Annotated in this window: 23 protein-coding genes, 1 tRNA gene, 1 rRNA gene and 1 riboswitch; of the genes, 13 read left to right on the forward strand and 12 right to left on the reverse strand. The window is 52.1% G+C overall.

Annotation, left to right across the window (positions count from 1 at the left end; translation table 11 throughout):
• Window positions 1–868, forward strand: an 868-nt coding sequence (locus JK223_RS16005) for a YadA-like family protein (protein ID WP_212715143.1), incomplete at its 5' end; no start/stop codon positions are given.
• Between the two features lie 371 nt (window positions 869–1,239).
• On the opposite strand, the gene pgi is transcribed toward JK223_RS16005, so the two are convergent.
• Window positions 1,240–2,886: a glucose-6-phosphate isomerase gene (gene pgi / locus JK223_RS16010; RefSeq protein WP_212715144.1), complete on the reverse strand. Its 1,647-nt coding sequence runs from the start codon at window positions 2,884–2,886 to the stop codon at window positions 1,240–1,242.
• A gap of 199 nt (window positions 2,887–3,085) precedes the next feature.
• On the opposite strand from pgi, the gene JK223_RS16015 reads away from it, so the two are divergent.
• The 3 genes from JK223_RS16015 to JK223_RS16025 all read left to right on the forward strand — a co-directional run bounded on the left by JK223_RS16015 (window position 3,086) and on the right by JK223_RS16025 (window position 7,776).
• A complete protein-coding gene (locus JK223_RS16015) occupies window positions 3,086–4,897 on the forward strand; it encodes a sodium:proton antiporter (protein ID WP_212715145.1) in 1,812 nt (603 codons plus the stop codon).
• A gap of 51 nt (window positions 4,898–4,948) precedes the next feature.
• A riboswitch (Lysine riboswitch) is annotated at window positions 4,949–5,146 on the forward strand.
• A 90-nt stretch (window positions 5,147–5,236) separates the two neighbouring features.
• Window positions 5,237–6,592, forward strand: a complete 1,356-nt coding sequence (gene lysC / locus JK223_RS16020; RefSeq protein WP_212715146.1) for a lysine-sensitive aspartokinase 3 — start codon at window positions 5,237–5,239, stop codon at window positions 6,590–6,592.
• A 263-nt stretch (window positions 6,593–6,855) separates the two neighbouring features.
• A complete protein-coding gene (locus JK223_RS16025; RefSeq protein ID WP_212715147.1) occupies window positions 6,856–7,776 on the forward strand; it encodes a bile acid:sodium symporter family protein in 921 nt (306 codons plus the stop codon).
• A 32-nt stretch (window positions 7,777–7,808) separates the two neighbouring features.
• Here the strand turns inward: JK223_RS16025 and JK223_RS16030 are convergent, their stop codons facing one another.
• The 6 genes from JK223_RS16030 to JK223_RS16055 all read right to left on the reverse strand — a co-directional run bounded on the left by JK223_RS16030 (window position 7,809) and on the right by JK223_RS16055 (window position 14,134).
• Window positions 7,809–9,434 carry a Na/Pi cotransporter family protein gene (locus JK223_RS16030; protein ID WP_212715148.1) on the reverse strand — a complete coding sequence of 542 codons (1,626 nt, stop codon included), beginning with the start codon at window positions 9,432–9,434 and terminating at the stop codon, window positions 7,809–7,811.
• A gap of 161 nt (window positions 9,435–9,595) precedes the next feature.
• The gene (locus JK223_RS16035) at window positions 9,596–10,588 is read right to left on the reverse strand and encodes an ABC transporter ATP-binding protein (protein WP_212715149.1); all 993 of its coding nucleotides are present in this window, start codon (window positions 10,586–10,588) and stop codon (window positions 9,596–9,598) included.
• A gap of 8 nt (window positions 10,589–10,596) precedes the next feature.
• Window positions 10,597–11,376, reverse strand: a complete 780-nt coding sequence (locus JK223_RS16040; protein WP_212715150.1) for an ABC transporter permease — start codon at window positions 11,374–11,376, stop codon at window positions 10,597–10,599.
• An 11-nt stretch (window positions 11,377–11,387) separates the two neighbouring features.
• A complete protein-coding gene (locus JK223_RS16045; protein ID WP_212715151.1) occupies window positions 11,388–12,233 on the reverse strand; it encodes an ABC transporter permease subunit in 846 nt (281 codons plus the stop codon).
• Window positions 12,230–13,051 carry an alkaline phosphatase family protein gene (locus tag JK223_RS16050; RefSeq protein WP_212715152.1) on the reverse strand — a complete coding sequence of 274 codons (822 nt, stop codon included), beginning with the start codon at window positions 13,049–13,051 and terminating at the stop codon, window positions 12,230–12,232. Before JK223_RS16050 ends, JK223_RS16045 begins: the two co-directional genes overlap by 4 nt.
• Window positions 13,052–13,072: 21 nt before the next feature.
• On the reverse strand, window positions 13,073–14,134 hold the full coding sequence (locus JK223_RS16055; protein ID WP_212715153.1) for an ABC transporter substrate-binding protein: 1,062 nt from the start codon (window positions 14,132–14,134) through the stop codon (window positions 13,073–13,075).
• Between the two features lie 223 nt (window positions 14,135–14,357).
• On the opposite strand from JK223_RS16055, the gene JK223_RS16060 reads away from it, so the two are divergent.
• On the forward strand, window positions 14,358–15,062 hold the full coding sequence (locus tag JK223_RS16060; RefSeq protein ID WP_371813171.1) for a UTRA domain-containing protein: 705 nt from the start codon (window positions 14,358–14,360) through the stop codon (window positions 15,060–15,062).
• A gap of 24 nt (window positions 15,063–15,086) precedes the next feature.
• On the opposite strand, the gene JK223_RS16065 is transcribed toward JK223_RS16060, so the two are convergent.
• Window positions 15,087–15,785 carry a response regulator gene (locus tag JK223_RS16065; protein WP_212715155.1) on the reverse strand — a complete coding sequence of 233 codons (699 nt, stop codon included), beginning with the start codon at window positions 15,783–15,785 and terminating at the stop codon, window positions 15,087–15,089.
• The gene (locus JK223_RS16070; protein WP_212715156.1) at window positions 15,778–17,427 is read right to left on the reverse strand and encodes a sensor histidine kinase; all 1,650 of its coding nucleotides are present in this window, start codon (window positions 17,425–17,427) and stop codon (window positions 15,778–15,780) included. Before JK223_RS16070 ends, JK223_RS16065 begins: the two co-directional genes overlap by 8 nt.
• Before the next feature lie 363 nt (window positions 17,428–17,790).
• On the opposite strand from JK223_RS16070, the gene JK223_RS16075 reads away from it, so the two are divergent.
• The 8 genes from JK223_RS16075 to citG are packed head-to-tail and all read left to right on the forward strand — an operon-like array spanning window position 17,791 to window position 25,179.
• Entirely contained in the window at window positions 17,791–19,152 is a 1,362-nt protein-coding gene (locus tag JK223_RS16075) for a 2-hydroxycarboxylate transporter family protein (protein ID WP_212715157.1), read from the forward strand.
• A 21-nt stretch (window positions 19,153–19,173) separates the two neighbouring features.
• On the forward strand, window positions 19,174–20,049 hold the full coding sequence (locus JK223_RS16080; protein ID WP_212715158.1) for a fumarylacetoacetate hydrolase family protein: 876 nt from the start codon (window positions 19,174–19,176) through the stop codon (window positions 20,047–20,049).
• A 5-nt stretch (window positions 20,050–20,054) separates the two neighbouring features.
• A complete protein-coding gene (citC, locus tag JK223_RS16085; protein WP_212715159.1) occupies window positions 20,055–21,083 on the forward strand; it encodes a [citrate (pro-3S)-lyase] ligase in 1,029 nt (342 codons plus the stop codon).
• 19 nt (window positions 21,084–21,102) lie between these two features.
• Window positions 21,103–21,396, forward strand: a complete 294-nt coding sequence (citD, locus tag JK223_RS16090) for a citrate lyase acyl carrier protein (RefSeq protein ID WP_212715165.1) — start codon at window positions 21,103–21,105, stop codon at window positions 21,394–21,396.
• Complete coding sequence (citE, locus tag JK223_RS16095; RefSeq protein ID WP_212715160.1) at window positions 21,393–22,268, forward strand: citrate (pro-3S)-lyase subunit beta; 876 nt, start codon at window positions 21,393–21,395, stop codon at window positions 22,266–22,268. The genes citD and citE overlap by 4 nt, the downstream gene beginning before the upstream one ends.
• Window positions 22,269–22,278: 10 nt before the next feature.
• The gene (citF, locus tag JK223_RS16100; protein ID WP_212715161.1) at window positions 22,279–23,790 is read left to right on the forward strand and encodes a citrate lyase subunit alpha; all 1,512 of its coding nucleotides are present in this window, start codon (window positions 22,279–22,281) and stop codon (window positions 23,788–23,790) included.
• Between the two features lie 2 nt (window positions 23,791–23,792).
• Complete coding sequence (citX, locus tag JK223_RS16105; RefSeq protein WP_212715162.1) at window positions 23,793–24,332, forward strand: citrate lyase holo-[acyl-carrier protein] synthase; 540 nt, start codon at window positions 23,793–23,795, stop codon at window positions 24,330–24,332.
• Window positions 24,310–25,179 (forward strand): triphosphoribosyl-dephospho-CoA synthase CitG, encoded by an 870-nt coding sequence (citG, locus tag JK223_RS16110; RefSeq protein WP_212715163.1) that lies wholly within the window; start codon window positions 24,310–24,312, stop codon window positions 25,177–25,179. The genes citX and citG overlap by 23 nt, the downstream gene beginning before the upstream one ends.
• Before the next feature lie 293 nt (window positions 25,180–25,472).
• Here the strand turns inward: citG and metA are convergent, their stop codons facing one another.
• The 3 genes from metA to JK223_RS16125 all read right to left on the reverse strand — a co-directional run bounded on the left by metA (window position 25,473) and on the right by JK223_RS16125 (window position 26,967).
• Entirely contained in the window at window positions 25,473–26,402 is a 930-nt protein-coding gene (gene metA, locus JK223_RS16115; protein ID WP_212715164.1) for a homoserine O-succinyltransferase, read from the reverse strand.
• A gap of 346 nt (window positions 26,403–26,748) precedes the next feature.
• Window positions 26,749–26,864, reverse strand: a 5S ribosomal RNA gene (rrf, locus tag JK223_RS16120).
• 27 nt (window positions 26,865–26,891) lie between these two features.
• Window positions 26,892–26,967 (reverse strand) — tRNA-Thr (locus tag JK223_RS16125).
• Between the last annotated feature and the right edge of the window lies 1 nt (window position 26,968).

The following is a 26,968-nucleotide window of genomic DNA, read 5'->3' on the forward strand; positions in this document are numbered from 1 at the left end:
GAACTCGGCGAATACCTATACTGATGATTCGGCGAAAAATACGCTGAATTCGGCGAATACTTATACCGATAACTCGGCGAAAAATACCCTGAGCTCGGCCAATACTTACACCGACAGCTCCGCGAATAAAACGCTGAGCGCGGCCAATACTTATACCGACAGCTCTGCGGATAAAACGCTGAGTGCGGCCAATACTTATACCGACAGCTCGGCAAAAAACACGCTGAACTCGGCCAATACCTATACCGATGATTCGGCGAAAAATACACTGAGCTCGGCGAATACTTATACCGATGACTCGGCGAAAAATACGCTGAGCTCGGCCAACACTTACACCGACGACTCGGCGAAAAATACACTGAACTCGGCCAACACTTACACCGACGACTCGGCGAAAAATACACTGAGCTCGGCCAATACTTACACCGACAGCTCGGCAAAAAGCACCCTGAAGTCAGCTAACACTTACACGGATAACTCCGCGAAAGGGACATTACAATCAGCTAATGAGTACACTGATACTACTGCTGATAAAACACTAAATTCGGCGAATACTTATACGAATAACCAGATATCTTCAGTAAATTCACAGAATAATGAGAATTTTAAAAGATTAAATAACGAAATTAATAAGACTAACAATCGATTAAATGCGGGTATTGCCGGAGTAACCGCAATTGCGTCTATTCCTTACCTGAATAATTATCACGTATCGTATGGTATTGGCGCAGGTACTTACAGCAACGGGCAGGCTATTGCCGGGGGCGTTCAGGTTAAAAGCTCAGAAAGAACCGCCGTCAGAGTTAATATGTCGCTGGATTCATCCCATAACAGCGCGTTTGGCGTTGGTTTTGCCGGAGGATGGTAAGTCACAGCCGTGATAAAGAGAGTCTGACAACATCTTTGAAAACGTCCGTCTTACCCGCCGAAAAGTGACCGACAGACAAAAGAACCGCCCATGATAGCCGGGCGGTTCTTTTAACGTCTGATAAGCCTGACTTACCATCTGTGAATGTCGGTATGCACCAAATACTGAGATATTTTGAGAGCTTCTGTTACCGTCTATTGTCTTGTCACAGGGCAGTTCCCTCGGCCGTGACATGCCAATAAAATATTCTCGTGAAGTCAGAATCATTACTGCGATAGCGTGATAAATATCACAATAATTAATCCGCGGCACGACCACAGGAACAAAAAAAGCGGCCCCGGGGCCGCTTCCTGTCGAACAACAACGCTGAATTAACGCCAGTTTTTATAACGGTTAATCAGGCCATTGGTCGAACTGTCATGGCTGCTGACGTCTTCGTTGCCGCTCAGTTCCGGCAGAATACGGTTTGCCAGCTGCTTACCAAGTTCCACACCCCACTGATCAAAACTGAAAATATTCAGGATCGCGCCCTGAGTGAAGATCTTATGTTCATACAGTGCAATCAGCGCCCCCAGTGAATACGGGGTGATTTCACGCAGCAGCAGGGAGTTCGTCGGGCGGTTACCTTCAAACACTTTAAACGGCACAATGTGAGCCACATCCCGGGCTGCTTTACCGGCATCGGCGAACTCTTTTTCTACCTCTTCACGGGATTTCCCGAAGGCCAGCGCTTCCGTCTGTGCAAAAAAGTTAGACAGTAATTTCGGGTGATGATCGCTTAATGCATTATGGCTCACCGCAGGGGCTATAAAGTCACAAGGGATGGTCTTTGTCCCCTGATGGATCAGCTGATAAAACGCATGCTGACCATTCGTGCCTGGTTCACCCCAGATAATTGGTCCTGTCTGGTAATCTACCGCATGGCCTTCACGGTCCACGTATTTACCGTTAGATTCCATGTTCCCCTGCTGGAAATAGGCCGCAAAACGGTGCATGTACTGATCATAAGGAAGAATCGCTTCGGTTTCTGTGCCAAAGAAATTGTTGTACCAGATACCAATCAGCGCCAGCAGCACAGGGAGGTTTTTTTCTGCCGGAGTTTCTGCAAAGTGCTTATCCATGGCATGGGCACCTTCCAGCAGTTTTTCAAAGTTGTCGTAGCCGACCGACAGGACAATCGACAGACCAATCGCCGACCACAATGAATAACGACCGCCGACCCAGTCCCAGAACTCAAACATATTATCGGTATCAATACCGAACTCACCGACCGATTTAGCGTTAGTCGACAGCGCCGCAAAGTGGCTGGCGACATGCTTTTCATCACCGGCACTGGCCAGGAACCAGTCACGGGCACTGTGCGCATTGGTCATGGTTTCCTGAGTGGTGAAGGTTTTTGATGCCACCAGGAATAATGTGGTCTCAGGGTTCAGCGTTTTTAACGTCTCCGCGATATGTGTGCCATCAACATTGGAGACAAAATGCATATTAAGATGGTTTTTGTAAGGACGCAGGGCTTCAGTGACCATCAGAGGCCCCAGGTCAGACCCGCCGATACCAATGTTCACCACATCCGTGATCGCCTTACCGGTGTAACCTTTCCACTCCCCGCTGATAATACGCTCAGAGAAGCTTTTCATTTTTGCCAGCACCGCGTTGACTTCCGGCATCACATCTTTACCATCCAGCAGGATGGGCGTATTGCTGCGATTACGCAATGCGATGTGCAGAACCGCGCGATCTTCGGTACGGTTGATCTTTTCGGCCGCAAACATGGCGGCAATGGCGCCCTCCAGGTCGGTTTCTTTTGCCAGTGCCAGTAATTTGTCCAGCGTTTCGCCGGTGATACGGTTTTTTGAATAGTCTACCAGCAGTTGATCATCAAAAGTGGCGGAAAATTTTGAGAAACGTTGCGGATCACGGGCAAATAAATCAGCAATACTGACCGCTTTCATGTCAGAGAAATGCTGTTGTAACGCCTTCCATGCATCAGTTTGTGTCGGATTGATATTTTTCATAACAACACTCTTATTGATTAATGAATTCAGAATCTGGCTTTGACAAAGCTTCACCGGTGCCAGGCTGATCCTGGCCCTACATTGCCACAAAGTGAAGCTATGATTAAACAGAAACCCCGACGTCGCTTGCAATTACCAGCCAGCACGACGGATGATTACCCCCAGTATGACGACTCTTGCTGTTGAAAGGAAAACGTTTATGGCGTTATCGCCCCCGCTATTATTGGTTATTATAGGTCTCAGTTCATTGGCAGCCCAATGGCTGGCGTGGTTACTGCGGCTGCCTGCTATTCTACCGTTACTGATTTTCGGGGTCCTGCTGGGGCCTGCGACACATGTACTACAACCGGATTTACTGTTCGGTAATTTGTTATTTCCCTTAGTATCACTATCAGTGGCAATAATTTTGTTCGAAGGTGCGCTGACCCTGAGGTTCAGTGAAATTCGCGGACTGGGCGGTGTGGTGCGTAATCTGGTGACCGTCGGTATGCTGATCACGTTTCTGGTCATCAGCGTGGCCTGCCACCTGCTGTTGCACTTTTCAGCCGAATTATCTGCCCTGGTCGGTGCCGTCACGGTCGTGACCGGTCCGACCGTCATCGCCCCGTTGATGCGGGTGGTACGGCCGAAAAACACCATTAATCAGGTGCTGCGCTGGGAAGGGATTATTATCGACCCGGTCGGGGCGATTTTTACCCTGCTGGTATTTGAATTTATTGTGCTGCATCAGCAGGCCGGGTCCTATTCACACCTGTTCCTGACTCTCGGAAAAACGGCAGGCGTCGGGTTAATCGCCGGCATTGTGGCCGGATGGATCGTCGGTCTGGCACTGCGAAAAGTCTGGCTGCCCGGCTATCTGCAGAACTTTGCCGTACTGGCCATGATGCTGGGCGCGTTTGGTTTATCGAATGCTCTGGCAGATGAATCCGGCCTGCTCACGGTGACCGTGATGGGGATCTGGCTGGCCAATATGCGTGATGTCGACCTGACGGATATTATTGAATTTAAAGAGCAACTCTCCGCCCTGCTGATTTCCGGGTTATTTATCATTCTTGCGGCACGTCTGGATATCCATGCATTAACCGGCATGGGCTGGCCGTTAGTCGGTGTGTTGTTGGTGGTGCAGTTTGTCGCTCGCCCCCTCTGCATCGCCGCGTCGGCGACCGGTTCTTCACTGAGCTGGCGCGACCGGTTGCTGCTATGCTGGATTGCCCCCCGCGGTATTGTTGCCGCAGCCGTCAGTTCGTTATTTGCACTGACCCTGGCCAAAAATGGCTATCCTGGTGCGGAGCGCTTAGTGACGGTCGTTTTTGCCATCATCATTGGTACGGTGGTGCTGCAGAGCCTGACCAGCCTGCCGATTGCGCGCTGGTTACAGGTGCAAAAAAAACAGCCGCGGGGTGTCCTGATCATCGGGGCAAACAGTGTCGCCCGGGCCCTGGCGCAGGCATTACAGAAACAGGGCTTACCGGTACAACTGACCGATAATGGCTGGGAAAATTACCGCCAGGCACGAATGGAGGGCCTGACTGCTTACTATGGCTATGCCTGGTCAGAGCATGCGGAAAACTATCTGGACCTGAACATGACATCGCGGGTCCTGGCGATGTCGTCAAACCGCCATCAGAATGCGCTGGCGGTCTATCACTTCAGTCATATCCTCGGCAAAGACAAAGTCTCTGCCGTGCGTTCGGGCAATATCCAGAATACCCGCGGTAAGCACGATCGGGAAAGCAGCCGCTTCCGCCGTCAGGAAACCCTGTTTAGCACGGAGTATACTTTTGGTCATCTCAGCCGCTTGATTTCAGCCGGAGCGACCATAAAAGCGACCCGACTGAACGAAAATTTCGGCTGGGAAGATTACCTCAATAAAAATCAGGGGGTTATTCCTCTATTCAGCCTGAATGAAGATAAAAAGCTGACGCCGATAGGCACGGATCAGTCTCCGGAGCTGCCGTGTACATTGATTGCATTAGTAAAAAATGAGGATACTCAGGCCGATAGCCGTTGACACTCAGGCCATTACACGATATTTCTAACGCAGTTCTTACGTATTGATGCGTAGACCAGAAGAGGCGCGCCGCCCAGGCAGTATGTCAGAGGATCCGTATCCGGTGACGACATATCAGGGGGAGCGGCGCCGAGGCAACAAACATGCGGAGTGTTTGTCATGTCGACCACAGGGGCTGAATCCTCTGGGTTGTCACCGTAGCGTAGCGTTCGTGATGAATGTTTCACAAGGTGGGGCGCTTCTGGCTGACTCGTTGTATTAATGCTGCACCAGTCTGCCTGTATCCGCTCACCCTTGTGTCAAGCCTGAACTAAGATCCTGACCCGAGGTTGTATTTGCATGTCCCAATCCGCATTAATCGTTGCTAAATTTGGCGGAACCAGCGTTGCTGATTATGAAGCAATGAACCGTAGCGCTGATATTGTCCTGTCCCGGTCTGACGTAAAAGTTGTCGTTCTTTCTGCCTCTGCCGGCGTCACTAACCTGCTGGTTTCTCTGGCCGAAGGCCAGCCTGACGACCAACGTCAGCTTTTATTGAAAAACCTCAGTCAGATACAGTATGCCATTGCCGATCGCTTGCGCTCGGCAGCAGTGATCCGTACAGAAATCGAACGTATCATTGAGAATGTCGCGTTGCTGGCGGCAAAAGCCACACATTCCCCGGGAGCAGAACTGACCGATGAAATGGTCAGTCACGGCGAATTGCTGTCCACCCTGCTGTTTACCGAAATTTTACGCGAGCGCGATGTGCCCGCGCAGTGGTTTGACATCCGTAAGGTAATGAAAACCAATAATAATTTCGGACGCGCCGAACCGGATATTGCCAGACTCGCGGAGCTTTCCCGCTCCCTGCTCACTCCCCTGGTGCGGGATTCTCTGGTGATCACCCAGGGCTTTATTGGTTGTGAAGACAACGGCCTGACGACGACCCTCGGCCGGGGCGGCAGCGATTATACCGCCGCGTTACTCGGTGAAGCCTTACAGGCGCGCCGTATCGATATCTGGACGGATGTGCCCGGAATTTATACCACCGATCCCCGCATTGTGCCTGAAGCCGTGCGTATCGATGAAATCACCTTTGAAGAAGCCGCTGAAATGGCGACGTTCGGCGCAAAAGTGCTGCATCCGGCCACCCTGATCCCGGCGGTACGTAATGATATCCCGGTCTTCGTCGGGTCGAGTAAAGCCCCGGAAGCTGGCGGGACGCTGGTCGATAACCAGACACGGCATCAGCCCCTGTTCCGTGCCGTAACGTTACGCCGCAACCAGACGCTGTTAACCCTGCACAGCCTGAATATGCTGCATGCCCGTGGCTTCCTGGCAGAGGTGTTTGCTATCCTGGCACGGCATAATATTTCGGTCGATCTGATCACCACTTCCGAAGTCAGTGTGGCATTAACGCTGGATACCACCGGCTCTACCTCGTCTAAAGGCAGCCTGCTGACCCAGGGATTACTCACTGAGCTCTCATCGCTCTGCCGTGTGGAAGTCGAGGAAAATCTTTCTCTGGTCGCCCTGATTGGTAACCATCTCGCAGAGGCCACCGGAATGGGTAAAGAGGTGTTCGGCGTACTGGACCCGTTTAGTTTGCGCCTGATTTGCTATGGTGCCAGCAGCCACAACCTATGTTTTATGATCCCGGCGGACGAAGCAGAAGACGTCGTCCGTACCCTGCATAAACATCTTTTCGGCTAAGCCTTTGACGGACAGACGGCAATGATCCACTGCCGTCTGTCTGCCTTCCGCGGCGTCAGACCAGTCCTGCCCTGAATTTCCTGATAATCCTCTGTTTTTCCTGCTTTTAAAAGCACATCCGGCGAAGTTCCGTGATGCCTCTGTTGTATTCAGATCGAAATGTTATGATAAATTTTGCCTCCCTGACTGCGCGGTGAGGCATTGGTTATGTGGCAATCCTGCTCATGATAAAAATAACATTAAAATTATAAGGACTCCCGGCTATGCTCGCCAACATCACCCGCCTGTTTCCCCTCTGGGCTATCCTGCTTTCTGTGCTGGCTTATTTTACCCCCGGCCTGTTTTTACCCATCGGCCCCTGGGTCAGTGAATTACTGATGCTGATTATGTTCGCCATGGGGGTGACGCTGAGCATTGACGACTTTAAACGCGTGATCACCCGGCCGGCCCCCGTACTGGCCGGGACATTTTTGCACTATTTTGTGATGCCACTGGCTGCCTGGGGGCTGGCGAAGCTGTTCCATATGCCCCCGGACCTGGCGGCAGGAATGATCCTGGTCGGCAGTGTGGCCAGTGGTACCGCCTCGAATGTCATGATCTATCTTGCCAAAGGTGATGTGGCACTGTCGGTGACCATTTCGTCGGTGTCCGCGCTGGTCGGTGTCGTCGCTACCCCGCTGCTGACACGGCTGTATGTCGATACACATATTCAGGTCGATATTGCCGGCATGCTGTGGAGTATTATTAAAATCGTGCTGATCCCGATCGGCCTGGGTCTGATCGTGCATCACAGTGCGACGCGCGTGGTAAAGAAGGCCGAGCCTTACCTGCCCGCATTTTCGATGGTCTGTATTCTGCTGATCATCAGCGCAGTGGTGGCAGGCAGCCGTGCCTTTATCGGCTCTGTCGGGTTAGTGGTGATTGCCGCGGTGATCCTGCACAACGCCATTGGTCTGCTGGGGGGATATTTCGGCGGTAAGCTGTTTGGATTTGATGAGTCGACCTGCAGGACGCTGGCTCTGGAAGTCGGTATGCAGAATTCCGGACTGGCGGCGACGTTAGGCAAACTCTATTTCACCCCGGTCGCCGCATTACCCGGCGCATTATTTTCTGTCTGGCATAACTTCTCCGGGTCTTTACTGTCGGGGTACTGGTCAGGCAAACCGATTACCCGCAAAGACTGATATCACGGATGCCGGTACACCCGGCATCCGTGTTACTCACGGGAGTCATTCTCCTCCGGCTGTTCCAGCACACTGTAAGCCACAGAGCAGAAAAGCGAGTTCAGTCGTTTCATATCCCCCAGTAACCCGAGATGTAACGAACTGGTTTCGATGCTCTGCACATTCTGCTGATGCAAACGATTAACGTGGGCCAGCGAATAACGCTGGTTCAGAATGCGGAAACGGTGTTTCGCTCGCCGTAAGCGTTTTGCCGTGGTGATATCCCGTGAAATAAAGACCGACATGCTCAGATGCAGGTTCTTCAGCAACTGTTCCTGCATCGATTCCAGCTCCAGCACGCCTTCAGAAGAAAACGGACGGTGGGCGGCCAGAGATTTTGCCGCAATTTCTGCGGACATCCGTTCAATAATATCGCCCGCCTGTTCGAGATTCAGCGCCAGATCGATAATCTCGGCCCAGCGCCGGGAGTCTTCAGCCGCCAGATCTTCTTTCGGCATCTGTGCCAGATAGAGTTTTATCGCGGTATACAACACATCCACGTCATCATCCAGCCGGCGGATATTGCGTTCTTCACGCACTTCACCCTGTAATACCTTATTCAGCATCTCCAGCATCTGCTCAACCACATCGCCGATACGCAGGGTTTCGCGGGCCGCATTCACCAGCGCCAGTGCCGGGGTATCCAGCATACTGTAATCCAGGTGTTTCGGACGCAGACGCAGATCATGCTCCACATCGTCGGCAATCAGTCGCCGGCATACGCCGGCCATCATGCCGCTGAACGGTACCAGTGCCACACAGCGGATGACGTTATAGAAAACATGGAATGAGATCACCAGCTCAGAGCTACTCATCGGCACGGTCGACAGCCCGTTTGCGATGAGATTCACAAACGGCAGAATGATAACGCAGCCAATCAGCTTAAATAACAGGCTGCCCAGCGCCACCCGCTTTCCGGCTGTCGTCGAACCGCTATTGTTGATCATGGCCAGCAGCCCGCTCCCCAGGTTCGCGCCGATCACCAGACACAACGCCACCTTAAACGAGATAACGTCGGTGGCGGTCAGAGTCGCGGTGATCAGCACCGCGGCCAGGCTGGAATAACTGACAATCGCAAAGACGGCACCGACCAGCGCGTCCAGCAAAATATCCCCGGTCAGTGAGGAGAACAGAACCTGTACCCCGGCGGCCTGAGTGATGGGATGAGAGGCCTGTACAATCAGTTGCAGTGCCAGCAGTATCAGCCCGAGGCCAATACTGGTTCGGCCAATTTGCCCGAGCCGGGTCTGTTTGCGGCTAAGAAAGAAGATGACACCAATAAAAATAAATAACGGCGACAGCCAGGAAAGATCATAGGTCAGGATCCGCGCCATAATGGCGGTCCCGACATCGGCCCCCAGAACCACCACCAGCGCCGGGGTCAGTGCCATCAGGTTCTGCGATACGAAAGAGGTGACCAGTAACGTCGTTGCATTACTGCTTTGCACCAGAGCGGTGACACCGATACCGGCCAGAAAAGCCAGAGGCTTTTTTTCCACGCTGCGGCTGATCACCCGCCGTAAATCAGCCCCGTAAACCCGCATAATACCGGTACGAACAATGTGTGTTCCCCAGACCAGTAATGCGACTGCTGACAATAAATTTAAGAGTGTTAACACGTTAAGGTTGCTCCTTTTCCTGCACATTCCCACCACCGGTGACGGAAACGTGGCGATCTCCTCCGGTCTGATACACTGCAGTTTGACAATCACTCCGGACAGGCTATCGCATTCAGGGCCTTAACCTCCGTCTTACCGGTTCAGCTCGTCTCCGGTCTGTTTCAGGCCACATTCCGTAATGCGGCAGTGTCCACCAGCAGGCCGATGTGCTGCCCGGCTGCATAGAGATCATCATCGCTACGATTCAGAATATCGACCGATAATTCAATGCCCTGGCACTCCACCCGGTAACGGATGATATTTCCCAGCAAGCTGCTGCTCAGGATCCGCGCGGCCAGCCCCTGGCCGCTCTGGCAGAAACTCAGTGTTTCCGGCCGGATAGCCACATGCTCACTAAACACCTGCCCGGTTAAGCGCGTTGCCTGCTCCGGCGTCAGTAAATTGTAGTTGCCGATAAATCCGGCAGCAAACAAATCTGCCGGCTGAGTATACAACTCTTCGGCCCCCCCGTTTTGTACAATATTACCTTTATTCATCAGAACAATACGGTCTGATAACGTCAGGGCTTCTTCCTGGTCATGAGTGACAAAAATCGTCGTCAGATTCAGTTCCTTCTGGATAAGGCGGATTTGATCACGTAAATGACGACGGATACGGGCATCCAGGGCAGAGAGTGGCTCGTCCAGTAACAATAATGCCGGACGGGTTACCAGCGAACGGGCCAGCGCCACACGCTGACACTGACCGCCGGACAACTGATGCGGATAACGATTGCTAAACTCATTCAGTTCGACCATTTCCAGCGCTTCAGAGACCCGCCGGCGGATCTCCGTGGCAGGAAGCTTTTGCATTTTCAGCCCAAACGCGACGTTCTTCTCAACGGTCATATTCGGGAACAGCGCATAGCTCTGGAACACCATGCCGATACCGCGCTCCTGAACCGGCTGGTGAACGATATTTTTATTGGCTAAAAAAATCTCTCCGCTATCCACCGGGGTTAACCCTGCCAGACAGCGTAGTAATGTCGATTTCCCGCAGCCACTCGGCCCCAGTAAGGTGACAAATTCGCCTTCATTGGCCGTAAAATTGATGTCGCGGAACACAGACGTCGTACCAAAGCTCTTATTCAGTTTTTTTACGTTTAGCGTTGCCATGCTGAGCCTCACTTACGGTTAAGCAGATTGGCCACGGCGGTGACCAGCAAAATGACGGTGAAATAGGAGATCACTAACGCGCTGGTAAAATGGCCGCTGCCATTGCGCATGTTATAGAGATACACCTGCAGAGTTTCATAGCTGTTGCCTGTCAGCATGTTAGCGAATACAAACTCACCTATCAGAAATGAGAAAGACAGGAGCACCGCCACCATCACCCCTTTGCGTAAGTTAGGTAACACCACAAACACGGCGGCACGGAAAGTCCCGGCACCTAACAGGTGTGCCGCATCCATCAGCTCTTTCAGGTTAACGGACTGCATATTGTTGGCGATAGCGCGATACATAAAAGGTAACGCGATAGTGAAATAGCAACCGATCAGGATCCAGGGCGTCCCGGTCAGCATCAGTGGTGCCGAGGAGTAGAGTTGCAGCAGACCCACCGAGGAAACGACCGGCGGCACAGCAAAAGGCATCAGGATCAACACACCCATGATGCTATCCAGCCTGGGGTAATAGTAAGCAATCACAAACATCACTGGCAGTACCAGCAGTAGCGAAAAGATTAATGCCCCGAGACAGATGATTAACGAGTGACCCAGCGCGGTCAGAAAGCGCGGGTCCTGCCAGAGCTCAATGAACCATGACAGCGTTATCCCCTGCGGCAGGATGGTGTCACTCCATTCCCGGGAGAGGGCATAAAATAAAGTCGCCAGTAACGGAAGCGCCAGGATGACCAGCAACCCGTAACAAACGATCCGGTGATACAGTTTTTCAGCCTGAGACATAGGGACTCCCTTCAGCTGCGTTTAACGTTTAAGTAGCTGCGACGCACCAGGTACTGCTGTACAACGGTGATCACCGTCAGCAGCAACACCAGCAACATCGCTAACGCGCTTCCCATATAGGGGTCGAGCGAAATGTCTCCGGAGACCAGTGCGGCTATCCGTACGGGAACGACGTTAAAATTACCGCTGGTCAATGCATAGATGGTGGCATAAGCCCCCAGGGCATTTGCCAGAAGGATCACAAACGTCCCGAGTAATGCGGGTGAGAGGATGGGGAGCGCGACGAGACGCCAGTAGTTAAGACGCCCGGCCCCGAGTAAGGCTGCAGATTCCTGCCACTCCTTTTTCAGTCCATCAAAAGCCGGCAGCAGTAACATCACGCCAAGCGGGATCTGAAACCAGGTATAAACCACCACCATGCCGTCACGGGAAAAGAGCCGGAAATCCCCTGCCAGGCCGTAGCGGCGCAGGATCAGTGTCAGGCAACCGTTCAGCCCGAGCAGGATAATAAACGCAAAGGCCAGCGGTACACCGGCAAAGTTACTGGTCATATTGGTGAACGCCAGCAGAAACCGATGCAGTTTACTTTCTGCCAGCTGACTCAGGGAATAGCCTGCCACCAGCGAGATCAGCACACCATACACACTCGACCAGAACGAAATATCCAGTGAAAAACGTATCGCCTGCAGATAGAACGGTGAGGTCAGAATGTCATGGTAATTATCCAGCCCCCAGCGACTATTGACATCGCTCCAGAAGCTGTTTCCGGCAACCCAGGCCAGCGGTGCCACCTGGAAAGCCAGATAAAAAACAGCAAAGGGTAACAGCCAAAGTAAGGCCCGGTATTTCCCTTTCATTTCTCCTCCCCGCGGGCAGAGGCTAATAACGCCCGGCAGACAGGCTTATCATGCGGAACGCCCATGATTTCACACACCGTCCCGCAAAGCTCGGTCTGACGCGGCATAAGATCTTTCTGTCGTGAGAATGCCTGACCAAACACAAACAACGGGACCCGGGTCTCTTCAGGGAGTGTTCCTCCGTGTGAATGATCCTCATTCATACCGTGGTCGGACGTGACAATGACCTGATACCCCTCTGCCAGCCATTGCGGCATCCAGTGCGACAGATAACCGTCAGCTCTGCGGGCCCGGTTTCGGTATTGGGAAGAGTTAAGCCCGAACTTATGCCCGGCATCATCCACATTCATCGGGTGGATCAGTAAGAAATCCGGGTCGTGCTGCACCCGCAAACTTTCAGCGTCTTCAAACAGGTGAGAATCCGGATAACTGTCATCGGAATAAAAGTGCCCGTACTGAACGGGCAATTCAGGATCGGAGGTATGGCGATCACGTATCGGATCGAATGGCGTACGATTATAAAGCTCACTGACCCAGTGGTAAGCCGCGGCCGCCGTCACCCGCCCGGCCGCACGGGCATAATGGAATATGCTGCGCTGATGGCTCATCCGCGAGACGCCATTATGAATTATCCCGCTGATGACCGGCGGAACGCCGGTCAGAATACATTCATACAGCGGTCTCGACAGGGAGGGTAATTCACAGGTAATGGCATAATACTGGCCGTTTCCCTGAGCACACTCGGCGTGTAAATATCCCATTGCATAGCCTGCCACGCTGTCACTCAGCCCATCCAGAACCACCAGTATTGTTTTCATCGCTGACCTCCGGATCATCTGTTATTGCTGCATATTGATCATCACGTATTGCTGCCACAGAGACGGCAACATTTTCGATGATTTATCCCAGGCAGCCTGATCTTTGATGGGACGTGCGTTTTTATATTCTGCAGCAGGCAGCAATTTGGCCTGAACATCGGCCGGCAGCGTTATATATTGCGCACGGATCGGACGGGCATAGCCCCGCGCCAGATTGATTTGTCCGGCATCGGAGAAGATAAATTCCCGCGCCAGTTTGGCGGCATTCGGATGTTTAGCGTATTTGTTAATGATGGTGGTATAGCCGGAAGTGACCGATCCGTCGGACGGAATGACCACTTCATAACGGTTTTTATCGATCTGATCACGGTAGCTCAGGCCGTTGAAATCCCAGACGACGGCGACCTGAATCTCCCCTTTTTCGATATTCGCGATCACCGGATCGGTTAAGCCGAGACGACCCTGTTTGGCTAAATCACCGAAGAAGGTCAGCGCCGGTTTCAGGTTCTTTTCATCGCCGCCCAGAGCATAGTTCGCCGCCAGCACACCATTCGCCGCCTGTGCCGCCACCCCGACATCTCCGATGGTGACAACATATTTGCCTTTTTTCAGGTCCGCCCAGCTGTGAGGGACATCTTTTACCTGCTGTTTATCCACCAGGAAGGCGATGGTACCGGTATAAGCCAGCATCCAGTGCCCTCCCTGATCCTTCGCCCAGCCAGGGATCTGATCCCAGTGATCCGGCTTATAAGGCAGTGCCAGACCTTTTTCTACCGCAATCGGACCAAATGCCGCGCCGACATCACCGATATCTGCGGTGGCATTCTGTTTTTCGGCCGCAAATTTCGCCAGTTCCTGTGCCGATGACATATCCGTATCGCTATGCTTAATACCGTACATCCGGCTGATGTCGTTCCAGGTGTCTTTCCAGTCTGCCCAGCTATCAGGCATACCAACACTGTTGACCTGACCTTCGCTACGGGCGGCTTTCTCAAGCGCAGCAAGGTTATTGTCCGCAGCATGCGCCGCGGGAAGAGCAAGAAAAATAGCGGCTGATAACAGAGTTACAATACTGGCTTTCATATCGGGCTCCTGCGGATAAGTGACAAGCTCACTGGTCTAGTCCAGCAAAATCCAAGCCAATATAGTGACAGCGTATGAAAATTTTATGACAGCGTTGTGATAGCTGTTTTTTTACAATACTCTGCAAGCTGTATCGCTGATCGCTAAAAACATTTACACCTGACTTTCTTCTGAAAATGAACTCCGTAAGTGCAGATATGCACCAACACAGGGCTGACACGTGATCTCCGGAAACACTAAAGCAGTTGATTCGATTGCGGACTCTTTATTTAAGAGGCTGAAAAATGATGAGTTTATTAACGGACGCCTGCCTTCAGAAAGGCAACTCAGTGAAGAATACTCCACCACCCGAATTACACTCCGTGAAGCATTAGCCTTACTTGAATCACGCGGCGAGATTTATCGTGAACTCCGGCGCGGATGGTTTATTGCCCCTCCCAGACTGATCTATAACCCTCTGTTACGCAGCCATTTTCACGAAATGGCGGCCCGTCAGGGCAGGCAGGCACATACCGAAGTGCTCAGTGCCGGCGAGATCGCGGCGACCCCGTTGCTGGCACAGCAATTACAGGTCGCGGCCGGTGATACCCTTTTTTGCATCCGGCGCAGAAGACGGATTGATGGGCGGGCGGTGCTCTATGTCGAGCATTATCTGAATCCGGCCTTTTTCCCGGGTCTGCTTCAGGAAGACCTCACCCTTTCCCTGACGCATTTGTATGAAAAGCTCTATAACATTCGTTATGGCGGGGTGCGCTTTACCGTTTTGCCTGGCCCTCTGCCAGCATTCTCCGCCCCGGCACTCAATGTTGCCTCAGGCAGCCCGGGGATTTGTATCACCCGTATCAATCAGAACCAGCATCAGCAGGTGATCGATTGTGACCATGAATACTGGCGGTATGATGCCCTGTGCGTCAATGTTGAAACCTGAACACGGCTTTGCGGCAGACATCCGTCACGGGTCGCCCGCCTTCCGGCGACGATATAAGCGCCGGGGGTGGCCTATTTTTCCATAAACCAGTTCCACGCCCAGTAACTGTGCTCTGACACAATATTCCAGATAGCGCCTGGCCGTGGTTTTACTCAGGCCGGAACCTTCCATCACATCATCGACACTCAGACAGGACTGGTCATCGGTAAAAAGCTTTCGTACCAGTGCCAGTGTATTTTCCTCAATCCCTTTATCCGTTTCCCGCTGCCGGAAATTTTTCGCCTGCAGTTGGTAAAGGGAATCGACATTCTTCTGATCGACAATTTTCCACTCCCGTTGCTGCCTGCTGAAACGGATAAAATTTTCCAGTGACTGGCTTAATCGCTTCAATGATACCGGTTTGAGAATGTAGTCAAACGCACCCACACGGATCGCCTGGCTGCAGGTATTCATATCACTGGCCGCGGTAATAAAAATAACGGCACACTGAGCGCGGCTGAACGTGGCTGAGCTGATTAATGTGATCCCCTGTCCGTCCGGTAAATAGTTGTCCAGCAATACCAGTTTCGGGCTGCGTTGTTCTATCATCTCTTCGGCCTGCCGCAGGGTTGAAGCAATCCCGATGACCCGCAGACACGGGAAATTATTCACAAGCCCGGCATGTAACTGCGCCAGGGCATTTTCATCTTCAACAATCAGTACATCAATATGGTCATCAGGCATAAGCGTTATCTTTCGTTAGAGCTGATCCGGGTAACCAGGGATCAGGCGGATCTGCAGGGCGCTCCGGAATAAATACGGAAAAAATGGTCCCACCCCCGGGGTTATCAGCCACTTCAATCACTCCCCCTGCCTGGGTGACAAAGCTATGGATCAGCGACAGCCCGATACCGTGGCCTTCACTGTTTTTTGAAGTTATTCCACGTTCAAACAGATGATCTTTCAGCGCCGGCGGGATCCCGATACCATTGTCTGCCACTTCGATGATCAGTTCGCCATTCCCTCCGACGATCAGTACTTCGATCGTTCTGTGCAAAGGATCGACCTGCTGGGTTGCTTCAATCGCATTATCCAGCAGATTACCGATCACCGAGATCAGTTCCGATTCCGGCAACCCATGAAAAGGGTGTAACAGTTCACTGGTCGGGTCAAAAATCAGTTCGACCCCTTTCTCCCGCGCGCGTGACACTTTACCCAGCAGCAAGCCGCACAGCATGGGTGAAGCAAACTGCGCGGAGATAAAATCGAGAACACTTTGCGCATGTTCAGACTGTAACTGAATATAGTTAATGGCTTCCTGGTAGCGGCCGGATTGTAATAGCCCTGAGATGACGGTGGTCTGATTTAACTGCTCATGATGCATTACCCGCAGATTCTCCAGATAGCCGTTCACCTGGCTTAAGCGGGTGGTCAGGCTCTCGATTTCCTGTCGATCACGAAACGTAATCACCCATCCCTGTAATTTATCTTCCAGTTTTATCCGGACGCGGCTTGCAATAACGGTCAGCTGATTAAAACGACAGATTTCATCATGAGTATCGTTTTCCAGCATTACCGGCGGGTCAAAAAATGAGACCGGTTTTATCAGCTGATGAACTTTTTTCCCCGATAAGGAATTACCTGTGCCATTTATCCCAAGTAAATGCTGAGCCGCCTTATTCACAACAATCACTCTTAACTGGTCATCGATAGCAATCACGCCTTCAAAGATCGATTCCAGCATCGCTTTTTGCTGCCGGACCAGTAACCCTATCTCCCTGGGTTCAAGAGAGAACATCTGTTTTTTTATACTCCTTGTGAAAAACCAGCAATATATAAAAAGACTGACCAGCAGAAGGAAGAGAATAATAAAGGCGTTACATACTTTACTTAATGTAATATTATCAATATCACTTTTCAGATATCCCACAGAAACAATCCCGGCCACGTTCCCCTGGTCATCAAACACCGGCGACTTGCTCCGTAAAGAGATCCCTAAACCACCCCGACGGCAGGTGGTCACCGTTTTACCCCGTAAGACTTCATCGTTATCGCCTCCCACCAGCGGAGTACCGACTTTTTCCTGGCTCACAGAATGATATAAGTGATTTATTTTATTATCTCCGATAACAATAAAACTGGCATCACTCAACGGAACGATATTATCCATAAAGCGTTTTATTTTCTGAAGATCCCGATGAATTACTGCAGAACGTAATTCCGGCATGACGGAGATCAAATCAGATTGCACCCGTGTCCGTACGACCATTTCCTGATAAACCCGTCGCCCCGCCTCCAGATAGTAATACGATGCAAACACAGAGAATAATGATAAGAACATAATAATCAGTGAGATAAATAACTTTATTTGAAAAGAGAGTTTCATATCCCGTCCGCCAGAGTATGCTGACACCCCGGGTAATATATCATTATTCATTTCATCACATTTTATTTTCAAAAGAACTTGTGATCTTTTGCACAGCTTATCTATATGAGAATTATTCATTTTCACTGATCATAATCAACCAGAGGACCATAAACATAAAATCAAAAAAATTAAAACAAAAAAAGAACATATCAACAGAGAGAAATTAATAAAAAAACCGATTATTTATCCTTTTTAAATCCATTAACTCCTTAAAAACCATAAAAACCATAACTGCCATAAAATCTCCGGACTAATTAAAATCTTTATCACAATATAGATACCCCGGCACCGGCAAACTTTACTGTAAAAATAAGGAGAGCAATGATGATGATAAAAAATGTCTCAGTATCTACGCCGGAGAAACAGTCTTTAAAGGAAAAGTGGTGGCATATCCTCGATACGTGGAAAATAGGTATTATTCCGCTGCCTTTATTTATACTTTGCGGTGTTCTTATCACTATTGATTGTCTGGGAGGTAAACTTTCCAGTGAGATTGTCGTGATGATCGCTACCCTTGCCTTTTTCGGTTTCGCCTGTGGTGAGTTCGGTAAACGGCTGCCTGTTGTCGGTAAAATTGGCGCCGCGGCCATTTGTGCTACCTTTATTCCTTCGGCACTGGTTTATTATGGTTTACTGCCGGACGTTGTCATTCAGTCCACGAAAACCTTCTATAAATCCACCAACATTCTTTATCTTTATATCTGCTGTATTATCGTCGGCAGTATTATGAGTATGAACCGGACCACGTTAATCCAGGGGTTTCTGCGTATCTTTTTCCCGATGTTGTGCGGTGAAATCGTAGGGATGCTGGTCGGCATGGGAGTCGGGATCGCACTCGGGCTGGAACCCTTCCAGATTTTCTTCTTTATTATCTTACCCATTATGGCCGGGGGTGTCGGTGAAGGGGCTATCCCTCTGTCGATAGGCTATGCCACGTTACTGCATATGGAACAGGGTGTAGCACTGGGCCGGGTGCTACCGATGGTCATGCTCGGTAGTCTGACCGCCATTGTAGTTTCCGGCTGCTTAAATCAGCTGGGTAAACGCTACCCGCATCTGACCGGCGAAGGTCAGCTGATGCCCGCGTCTTCGGCTAACTCCGATCTTTCCGGTAAACCCGAAGAGACGGCTCAGCCGGTCAGTATCACGCCGGATGTCACCACTTTTGCCTCCGGCGTGTTGCTGGCGGTACTGCTCTATATGGTCGGTATGCTGGGCCACAAATACATCGGCTTACCTGCCCCGGTGGGTATGCTTTTCGTCGCAGTGTTTATCAAACTCATCAACGGGGTATCTCCCCGTCTGCTGGCAGGCTCTCAGGTGGTGTACAAGTTTTTTCAGACCGCGGTCACCTACCCGATTCTGTTTGCCGTCGGCGTCGCCATCACACCGTGGCAGGAACTGGTGAATGCCTTCACGCTGAGTAATCTGCTGATCATTATCAGTACCGTCCTCTCACTGGTCGCTACCGGGTTCTTCGTCGGAAAAAAACTGGGGATGCACCCCATTGATGTCGCCATTATTTCCTGCTGTCAGAGCGGGCAAGGCGGCACCGGAGATGTCGCCATTCTGACCGCAGGCAACCGGATGGTGTTAATGCCATTCGCGCAGATAGCCACCCGCATCGGGGGGGCCATTAACGTTTCAGTGTCGTTACTGATTCTGGGTAACTTCCTTATTTAACCGCGTATTGCAGGACGTAAAATGAAAATTGCCAGTTATCTGCACCAGGGAACCCGCAGTTACGGGATAGTGAAACCGGAAGGGATTATTGATTTAGGCAGTCGCCTGAGTCTCCGGTTTCCGGACCTGAAATCATTGCTGGAGGCGGGGCAACTCGCTTCCGTCCAGCAATATTACGGGGAGAAGGTCGATTTTACCGGGCAGGAAATCCATTACTTACCGGTCATTGAGCATCCGAATAAAATACTGTGTGTCGGGATGAATTACGCTGAAAAACGTCAGGAATTCGGGCAAACGGATCCTGCCCCTACCTTATTCATTCGTTTTCCGGATTCACAGACCGGCCATAATACACCGCTGCTTAAACCGTATTATTCCAGTGAATTTGACTACGAAGGTGAGCTGGCAGTGATTATCGGCGTCGGGGGCAGCCATATTCCCCGCAGCCAGGCAATCAGCCACATTGCCGGTTACAGCTGCTATATGGACGGTTCAGCGAGAGACTGGCAACACAGCTGGTTTACCGCCGGCAAGAACTGGCGTAATACCGGTAGCTTCGGACCCTGCCTGACGACCCGCGACGAAATAGATGATCCCCATAATCTGATGATCAGAACCTGGCTGAACGGCAACGTCGTTCAGCAGGATAATACCTGCCACATGATCCATAAGATCCCCGGGCTGATTGAATATATCAGTACATTCACCCGGCTCAGTCCCGGCGATGTCATTATTACCGGCTCTCCCGGCGGGGTGGGTAAAAAACGTCATCCCCCGCTTTTTATGTCTGCGGGGGATCGGGTAGAAGTGGAAATAGAACAGATCGGCCATCTGATCAACACCGTCGCCGATGATCCCGTGGGGGCAGCGTTCTCCACGGAAAAAAGGAGTGCCTGAATGCCATGGACCTACAGCCTGCACTTTCTCTGCGTCTCACCCGCGTCGCCGGACACACTCAGCGCGTTGAACGGATCACCGAATTTCTTCAGAACTTCCATATTCAACCCGACGCCGATATCGAATATTTTGCCGAGGCCTTTGTCGGCAACCGGCTGGCGGGCTGTGCCGGGCTCGCCGGCAATATTATCAAATGTGTAGTGACCGACCTCCCCTGGCGCGGCATTAATCTGACCGCCCGGTTACTGTCCGTACTGGAAGGCTTCGCGCTGCGGAACCGAATCTCACCACTGTTTCTCTGCACCCGTCCGGAGAACATCGGGCAGTTCCGCCAGTGTGGCTTCTGGCCCCTCGCCCGTGACGGGGATCGTGCCGTACTGATGGAGAATAATCCTGTGGGTCTGCAACATTACTGTCGGCAGTTATCACAATACCGTCAACCCGGGGAAAAAATTGCCGCGATAGTGATGAATGCGAATCCGTTCACCCTTGGCCACCAGTTCCTCGCCGGACTGGCTGCACGTCAGTGTGACTGGTTACACCTGTTTTTAGTCGGTGAAGAAGGGTCATTCTTTTCTTATGCCGACAGGCTCACCATGGTCAGCCGGGGGATGGCTCATCTGCCCAATGTCACGGTCCATGGCGGGTCTCCCTACATTATTTCACGGGCCACCTTCCCTGCCTATTTCCTGAAAGAAACCCCCGTCGTCGATCAGGCCTGGTGCGCTATCGATCTGATCCTTTTTCGCGATGACATCGCACCGGCACTGGGGATCACCCACCGCTACATCGGTTCTGAGCCTTTTTGTCCGACGACTCGTCGTTATAACGAAACGATGCATACCCTGCTGGCCGGAAAGGTCACGGTGAAAGAAATATCCCGCATCGCCAGCCATGACGGCACGGCAGTTTCAGCGTCAGAAGTGCGCCGGTTACTGGCCGGCCGGCATTATGACCAGCTTCGTGACAAGGTCCCCCCGACCACCTTTTCATATCTGGAGGCGCAGCATATCGCGCAGCCGGTATCACCCTGAATAAAAAAGGAAAAAAATGATGAACATTCTCAGAGAGGCGTTAGCAGGCACTCTGGAATCCGGAGATGCAAAGATCAAAGTGATCCCGGCCGACGGCGCCACAGAGATAGTGATCCGCAGTGAGGTCATGCAGCAGTTCGGACAGCAAATCCATGCGGTCGCCGTACAAACGCTGACGACTCTTGGCGTAAACAGCGGATTAGTCATTATCGAGGATAAAGGCGCTCTCGATTGTGTGCTACGCGCACGGATACAGTGCGCCGTATTACGTGCCGCAGAAGTCACTGCACTGGACCCGGAGAAACTGTTATGAAAAAACTTCGTCGCAGTATGCTGTTTGTGCCTGGCACCAGTGCTGCCATGCTTTCCACCGCATTTATCTATCGTCCGGATTCCATCATGTTTGATCTGGAAGATGCCGTATCGGTTCATGAAAAAGATGCGGGACGTCTGCTGGTCTTTCACGCATTACAGCATCCGATGTATCGGGATATAGAGAAAGTTGTCCGCATTAATGCATTAACGACCCCTTTCGGACTTAAGGATCTTCATGCTGCCGTACACGCTGGTGCGGATGTGATCCGGCTACCCAAAACAGATTCGCCGGAAGATATTTACGCGCTGGAGACTCATCTCGAAGCCATCGAAAAGGCCTGCGGGCGCCAGGTTGGGTCGACACGCCTGATGGCCGCGATAGAGTCCGCGACCGGAGTGATTAATGCCGTGGCCATCGCCCGCAGTTCACCACGACTGATAGGGATTGCGCTTGCAGCTTTCGATTATGTCATGGATATGCAGACCGAACGGGGCGACGGTACCGAATTGTTCTATGCGCGTTGTGCAGTACTTCACGCTGCCCGGGCCGCCGGCATTGATGCTTTTGATGTGGTCTGGTCCGATATCAACGATGAACAAGGTTTCCTGAAAGAAACCGACCTGATCCGCCGGATGGGATTCAACGGGAAATCACTGATCAATCCCCGTCAGATAGCCCTGCTACATCAGGCATTTACCCCAACCCCGCAGGAAGTGGAACAGGCGAAACAGGTGATTGAAGCGGCCAGTGAAGGGGAAAAACAGGGCCTGGGCGTGGTCTCCCTGAACGGGAAAATGATCGATGCCCCTATCATCAACCATGCACAGACCGTCCTTGAACGTGCTGCTGCCTCCGGTTTATATCACTAAGGATGAGAGAATGAATGCTATCGATAGCCTTTCCGGCACTGACCACTCTGCCCCTTTCAGCGGTGCCAATACTTCCACGCCCTGGCTTGCTGACGCCCGGGAAAAAAGAACCCGAAAACTCTGCAGCTCACTGGAGGAGGCAATACGCCGAAGTGGATTGAAGGACGGGATGACCATCTCTTTTCATCATGCCTTCCGCGAAGGGGATAAAGTCATTAATGATGTGGTGGCCACACTGGCTTCTCTGGGCTTCAGGGAGTTAACCTTAGCATCCAGTTCATTGATGAGCTGCAATGCACCGCTGATTGAACCGATCCGCCAGCGGGTCATCACCTCTGTTTATACCTCAGGAATGCGCGGTAAGCTGGCAGAAGCCATTTCCAACGGATTGATGGAGAACCCGGTTCATATCCATTCACATGGCGGGCGGGTCAAACTGCTGCAGGACGGTGAGATCACGATTGATGTCGCATTTCTGGCGGTTCCCGGTTGTGATGAATTTGGCAATGCCCGTGGCACAGGCAGCCATTCCGCCTGCGGTTCACTTGGCTATGCAATGACGGATGCCCGTTATGCACGCAAAGTGATACTGCTGACCGAAGAGTTGCTGCCCTACCCGAATTTACCGGCCAGTATTTTGCAGGATCAGGTGGATTATGTTGTCCGTACCGCCTGTGTCGGCGATCCTGCAAAGATCGGTGTCGGCGCGGCAAGGATGACGGGAAATCCCCGTGAATTACTGATCGCCCGTCGTGCCGCCGATGTCATTGAACATTCAGGCTATTTTACGCCCGGATTTTCTATGCAGACCGGTTCCGGGGCTGCGGCGACCGCCTGTACCCGGTTCCTGGGGGATAAAATGGCCGCACAGGGGATCCATGCCCGGTTTGCTCTCGGCGGGATCACCGGCAGCCTGGTGGATCTTCATGAAAAAGGATTGATCGAAAAGCTGCTCGATACTCAGTGCTTTGATAGTCAGGCCGCCGGATCGCTGGCCCGTAATCCTCAGCACATCGAAATATCCACCAATGTCTACGCCAATCCGGCCAGTAAAGGTGCCAGCTGTGACCAGCTGGATGTAGTGATCCTCAGCGCACTGGAGATCGACCTCGATTTTAACGTCAACGTGATCACCGGGTCTGATGGTGTGATGCGCGGAGCCTCCGGAGGGCATTGTGACGTTGCTGCAGCCGCGAACCTGACCATTGTTGTCGCCCCTTTAATCCGCACCCGTATCCCGACAGTGGTCAGACACGTCACCACGCGGGTCACCCCCGGTGAAAGCATCGATATTCTGGTCACTGACCATGGGATAGCCGTCAACCCTGCCCGCCCGGACCTCCGCCGTCGTCTTATTGATGCGGGGATGGATATCCTGTCTATTGAAGATCTGTGGCAGCGTGCATTACTGATTTGCGGCGAGCCACAGCCGATAAAATTTACCGATAAGGTGGTCGGCATCATCCACTACCGTGATGGTAGTGTCATCGATGTGGTCCGTCAGATACTGCGGGAGGAGTAATTATGGTGACCCGGGGGACTATCCGGACGGCTGTCAGCCTGGAAGCCATGTTACTGGCTAAAGAAAAGCGCGCGCAACGTCAGACAGAATGGTCAGACCGTTATTCCCGGCCGCTCATTTCTCTGACTCTGGTCACGCCGGGCCCGCTGAAAACCAGTGCCCGCTATGAAAATATCATGGGAGTGGCACTTCAGGTGTGTGACCAGTGGCTGCGGAGTCATGGCTGGCCGGTTATCGCCAGAGAAGTGAACTGGCTGCCGACCGGACCGGAAGCCTTATGGTGCGTCGATCATCCGGCACCGGAGCTGAAAGCACAGCTGATTGAGACTGAACAGACTCATCCGCTGGGCAGGCTCTGGGACTTTGATGTTATCTGTCCGGTCGCCGGCCCTGTCGGCAGGCAATCACTGAACCGGCATAGCCGCAGATGCCTCGTATGCAATGAACCTGCAGCCTGTTGCTCCCGTTCACAATGCCATTCCCGGGCAGAAGTTCTGGCCAGTGTAGAGAAGATCATTAATGACTGGTTTACCCGCAATTAGTTCTCCGGTCACCGCGCTGCCGGAAAAAGTGATCGCCGCACTCCGGTGCGAGCTGGACCTGACACCCAAGCCCGGACTGGTTGACCGTAATAATAACGGTGCCCACCATGATATGGACCACGCTCTGTTCATGAAGAGTATCCGTGCGATTACCCCGTGGTTAACGGTATTTGAGCAACTGGGATACAGACAGGCTTTCCTGCCGGCGGAAAGTCAGTTGTCCTTGCTACGGCCCGCAGGACTGGCGTGTGAAGAAGCGATGTTTTCTGCTACCGGACAGATCAATACCCATCAGGGAGGGATATTTTCTCTGGGACTGCTCTGTTGTGCGGCCGGCCGCTTAGCCGGGCGGAAAGAGCCCCTCAGCACCACAGCATTGTGCCAGGAAACCAGCGCTATCTGCCAGGGCATTGTCGCTCGTGAACTGGCCACCGGTCAGGTAACGCCATCTGCGGGGGCCAGGCTCTATCAACGGTATTCCCTGACCGGTGCCAGAGGAGAAGCAGAAAGCGGGTTTCTTACCGTCCGCCGGTATGTGCTGCCTTACTGGCACCAGGAAAGCGGCGACCGGCAACACCATAATGCTTTGTTAAGGCTGATGGCCGTCAATGCAGACAGTAACCTGGTTTCACGGGGAGGGATAGAGGGGTTGCAGTACGTACGCCACTCTGCGCAGCAGACACTGATGGCCCCCTGGGGAGTCGCTGAACTGGAGGAAATGGACCGTCACTTTATTCTGCGGCGGCTAAGCCCCGGCGGCAGTGCAGATTTACTGGCGGTCGCTATGGTACTGGCAGACTTCTTACCGTCACCTCCGGAATCTGCATTTGGTAAAATACCGTGGTAAACGGTGAACTGTCGGTCCGGAAGTCGCAAGCCCGGCCGCAACTCACCGCAAGGCTGACACGGCCGGGTTAAGCAAGACGGCGGCACACCGCCACAGCGATCCTGACGGATGCCGGTTAACCCGGTCCATGGACTCAGGATGCATAATGTGAATGGCTGAGACACATTGGCGGACGCTCCGGCGGGACTCCGCTGGCCAGGATCAGGAGACCCTGCTGGCCGCCGGCAAATATTTCAGCGGCGCAAATATTCCCTAAGGCTCATCTGCGCCTGATTTCGCTTATTAAGGAGGGATTAATCCAGGGTGGGTGTCATATGTTTCAGATCATACGGAGTTATCTGGTAAACATAATAATTCAGCCAGTTTGAAAACAGCAGATGCCCATGACTGCGCCAGCTGGCTTGCGGTGTCAGGCGACAATTATTGCCCGGAAAATAATTATAAGGCAGCGGCGAATCAATCCCGGCACCGATGTCCCGCAAATATTCGTCGGCCAGGGTATGTGAATCATACTCCGGATGGCCGGTCACAAAGACCAGACGCTTATCCCGGCTTGCCATCAGATAGGCTCCGGTCTCTTCGGAGACAGCAAACAGATCCAGATCCGTATGTTCGCGGATAATTTCCGTCGGAAAATCGGCATAGCGTGAATGAGGGGCCAGAAACTGGTCATCAAATCCCCGGGTCAGTAATGCATGCGGCTGTACCAGGCTGTGCTGATAGACGCCCGATAACTTTTGCTGACGGGTTATTTTAGGTAAACCATAAAGAATATTCAGTGCCGCCTGAACCGCCCAGCAGACAAACAGCGTGGAAGTAACGTGATCTTTCGCCCAGTGTAATACCTGCTGGATCTGTGGCCAGTAAGCCACATCATCAAAGTCGACCAGCCCCAGCGGCGCGCCGGTGACAATCAGACCATCATAGTTTTCATCACGAATATCGGCGAAATTACGGTAAAACGTGTCCAGATGCTCTGTTGGCGTGTTTCTGGATTCACGGTTATCAATCCGCAGTAACTGAATATCTAACTGCAGTGGTGAGTTAGAAAGCAGGCGCAGAAACTGGTTTTCAGTTTCTATCTTTTTGGGCATCAGGTTAAGGATCAGAATTTTTAGCGGCCGGATATTTTGCACCAGCGCACGGGATGAGGTCATGACAAAGACATTTTCATTACGTAAAAAATTTACTGCAGGGAGTTCATCCGGCACTCTGATTGGCATTACCTGACACCTTTTTTAACCATATAAACGTTTAGACATCCAGACAGCCAAGACTAACGTGGGTCTGCAGAAAAGTCGAGAATGATTAGTCAATGATGAAAATGTTTCAGCTTAGTTTAGCAACGCTTCGCAAAAGACGATGGATTGCGCGATAAAAAGGACAGAAAACAGCTTCCGGCCGGTTTTAGTCGCCGTTTTACGGAGGATTAAACGCAAAAAGGCCACCCTTCCGGGTGGCCTTCTGACGTTCAGCAGAGAAAATCCGGCCTTTTCAGCCATTTTCTGCTTATATTACACGCAAAATAAAAGGCCCTGTCATCAGACAGGGCCTTCTACTTGATTTGGTGCCTGGCAGTTCCCTACTCTCGCATGGGGAGACCCCACACTACCATCGGCGCTACAACGTTTCACTTCTGAGTTCGGCATGGGTTCAGGTGGGACCATTGCGCTCTTGCCGCCAGGCAAATTCTTTTTACTTAATTGTATAATTGGTGCTGATACCCAGAGTCGAACTGGGGACCTCACCCTTACCAAGGGTGCGCTCTACCAACTGAGCCATATCAGCA

Origin of the sequence: Tatumella sp. JGM118, assembly GCF_018257515.1 — a bacterium.
In the GTDB taxonomy this organism is placed as follows: Bacteria; Pseudomonadota; Gammaproteobacteria; order Enterobacterales; family Enterobacteriaceae; genus Tatumella; species Tatumella terrea.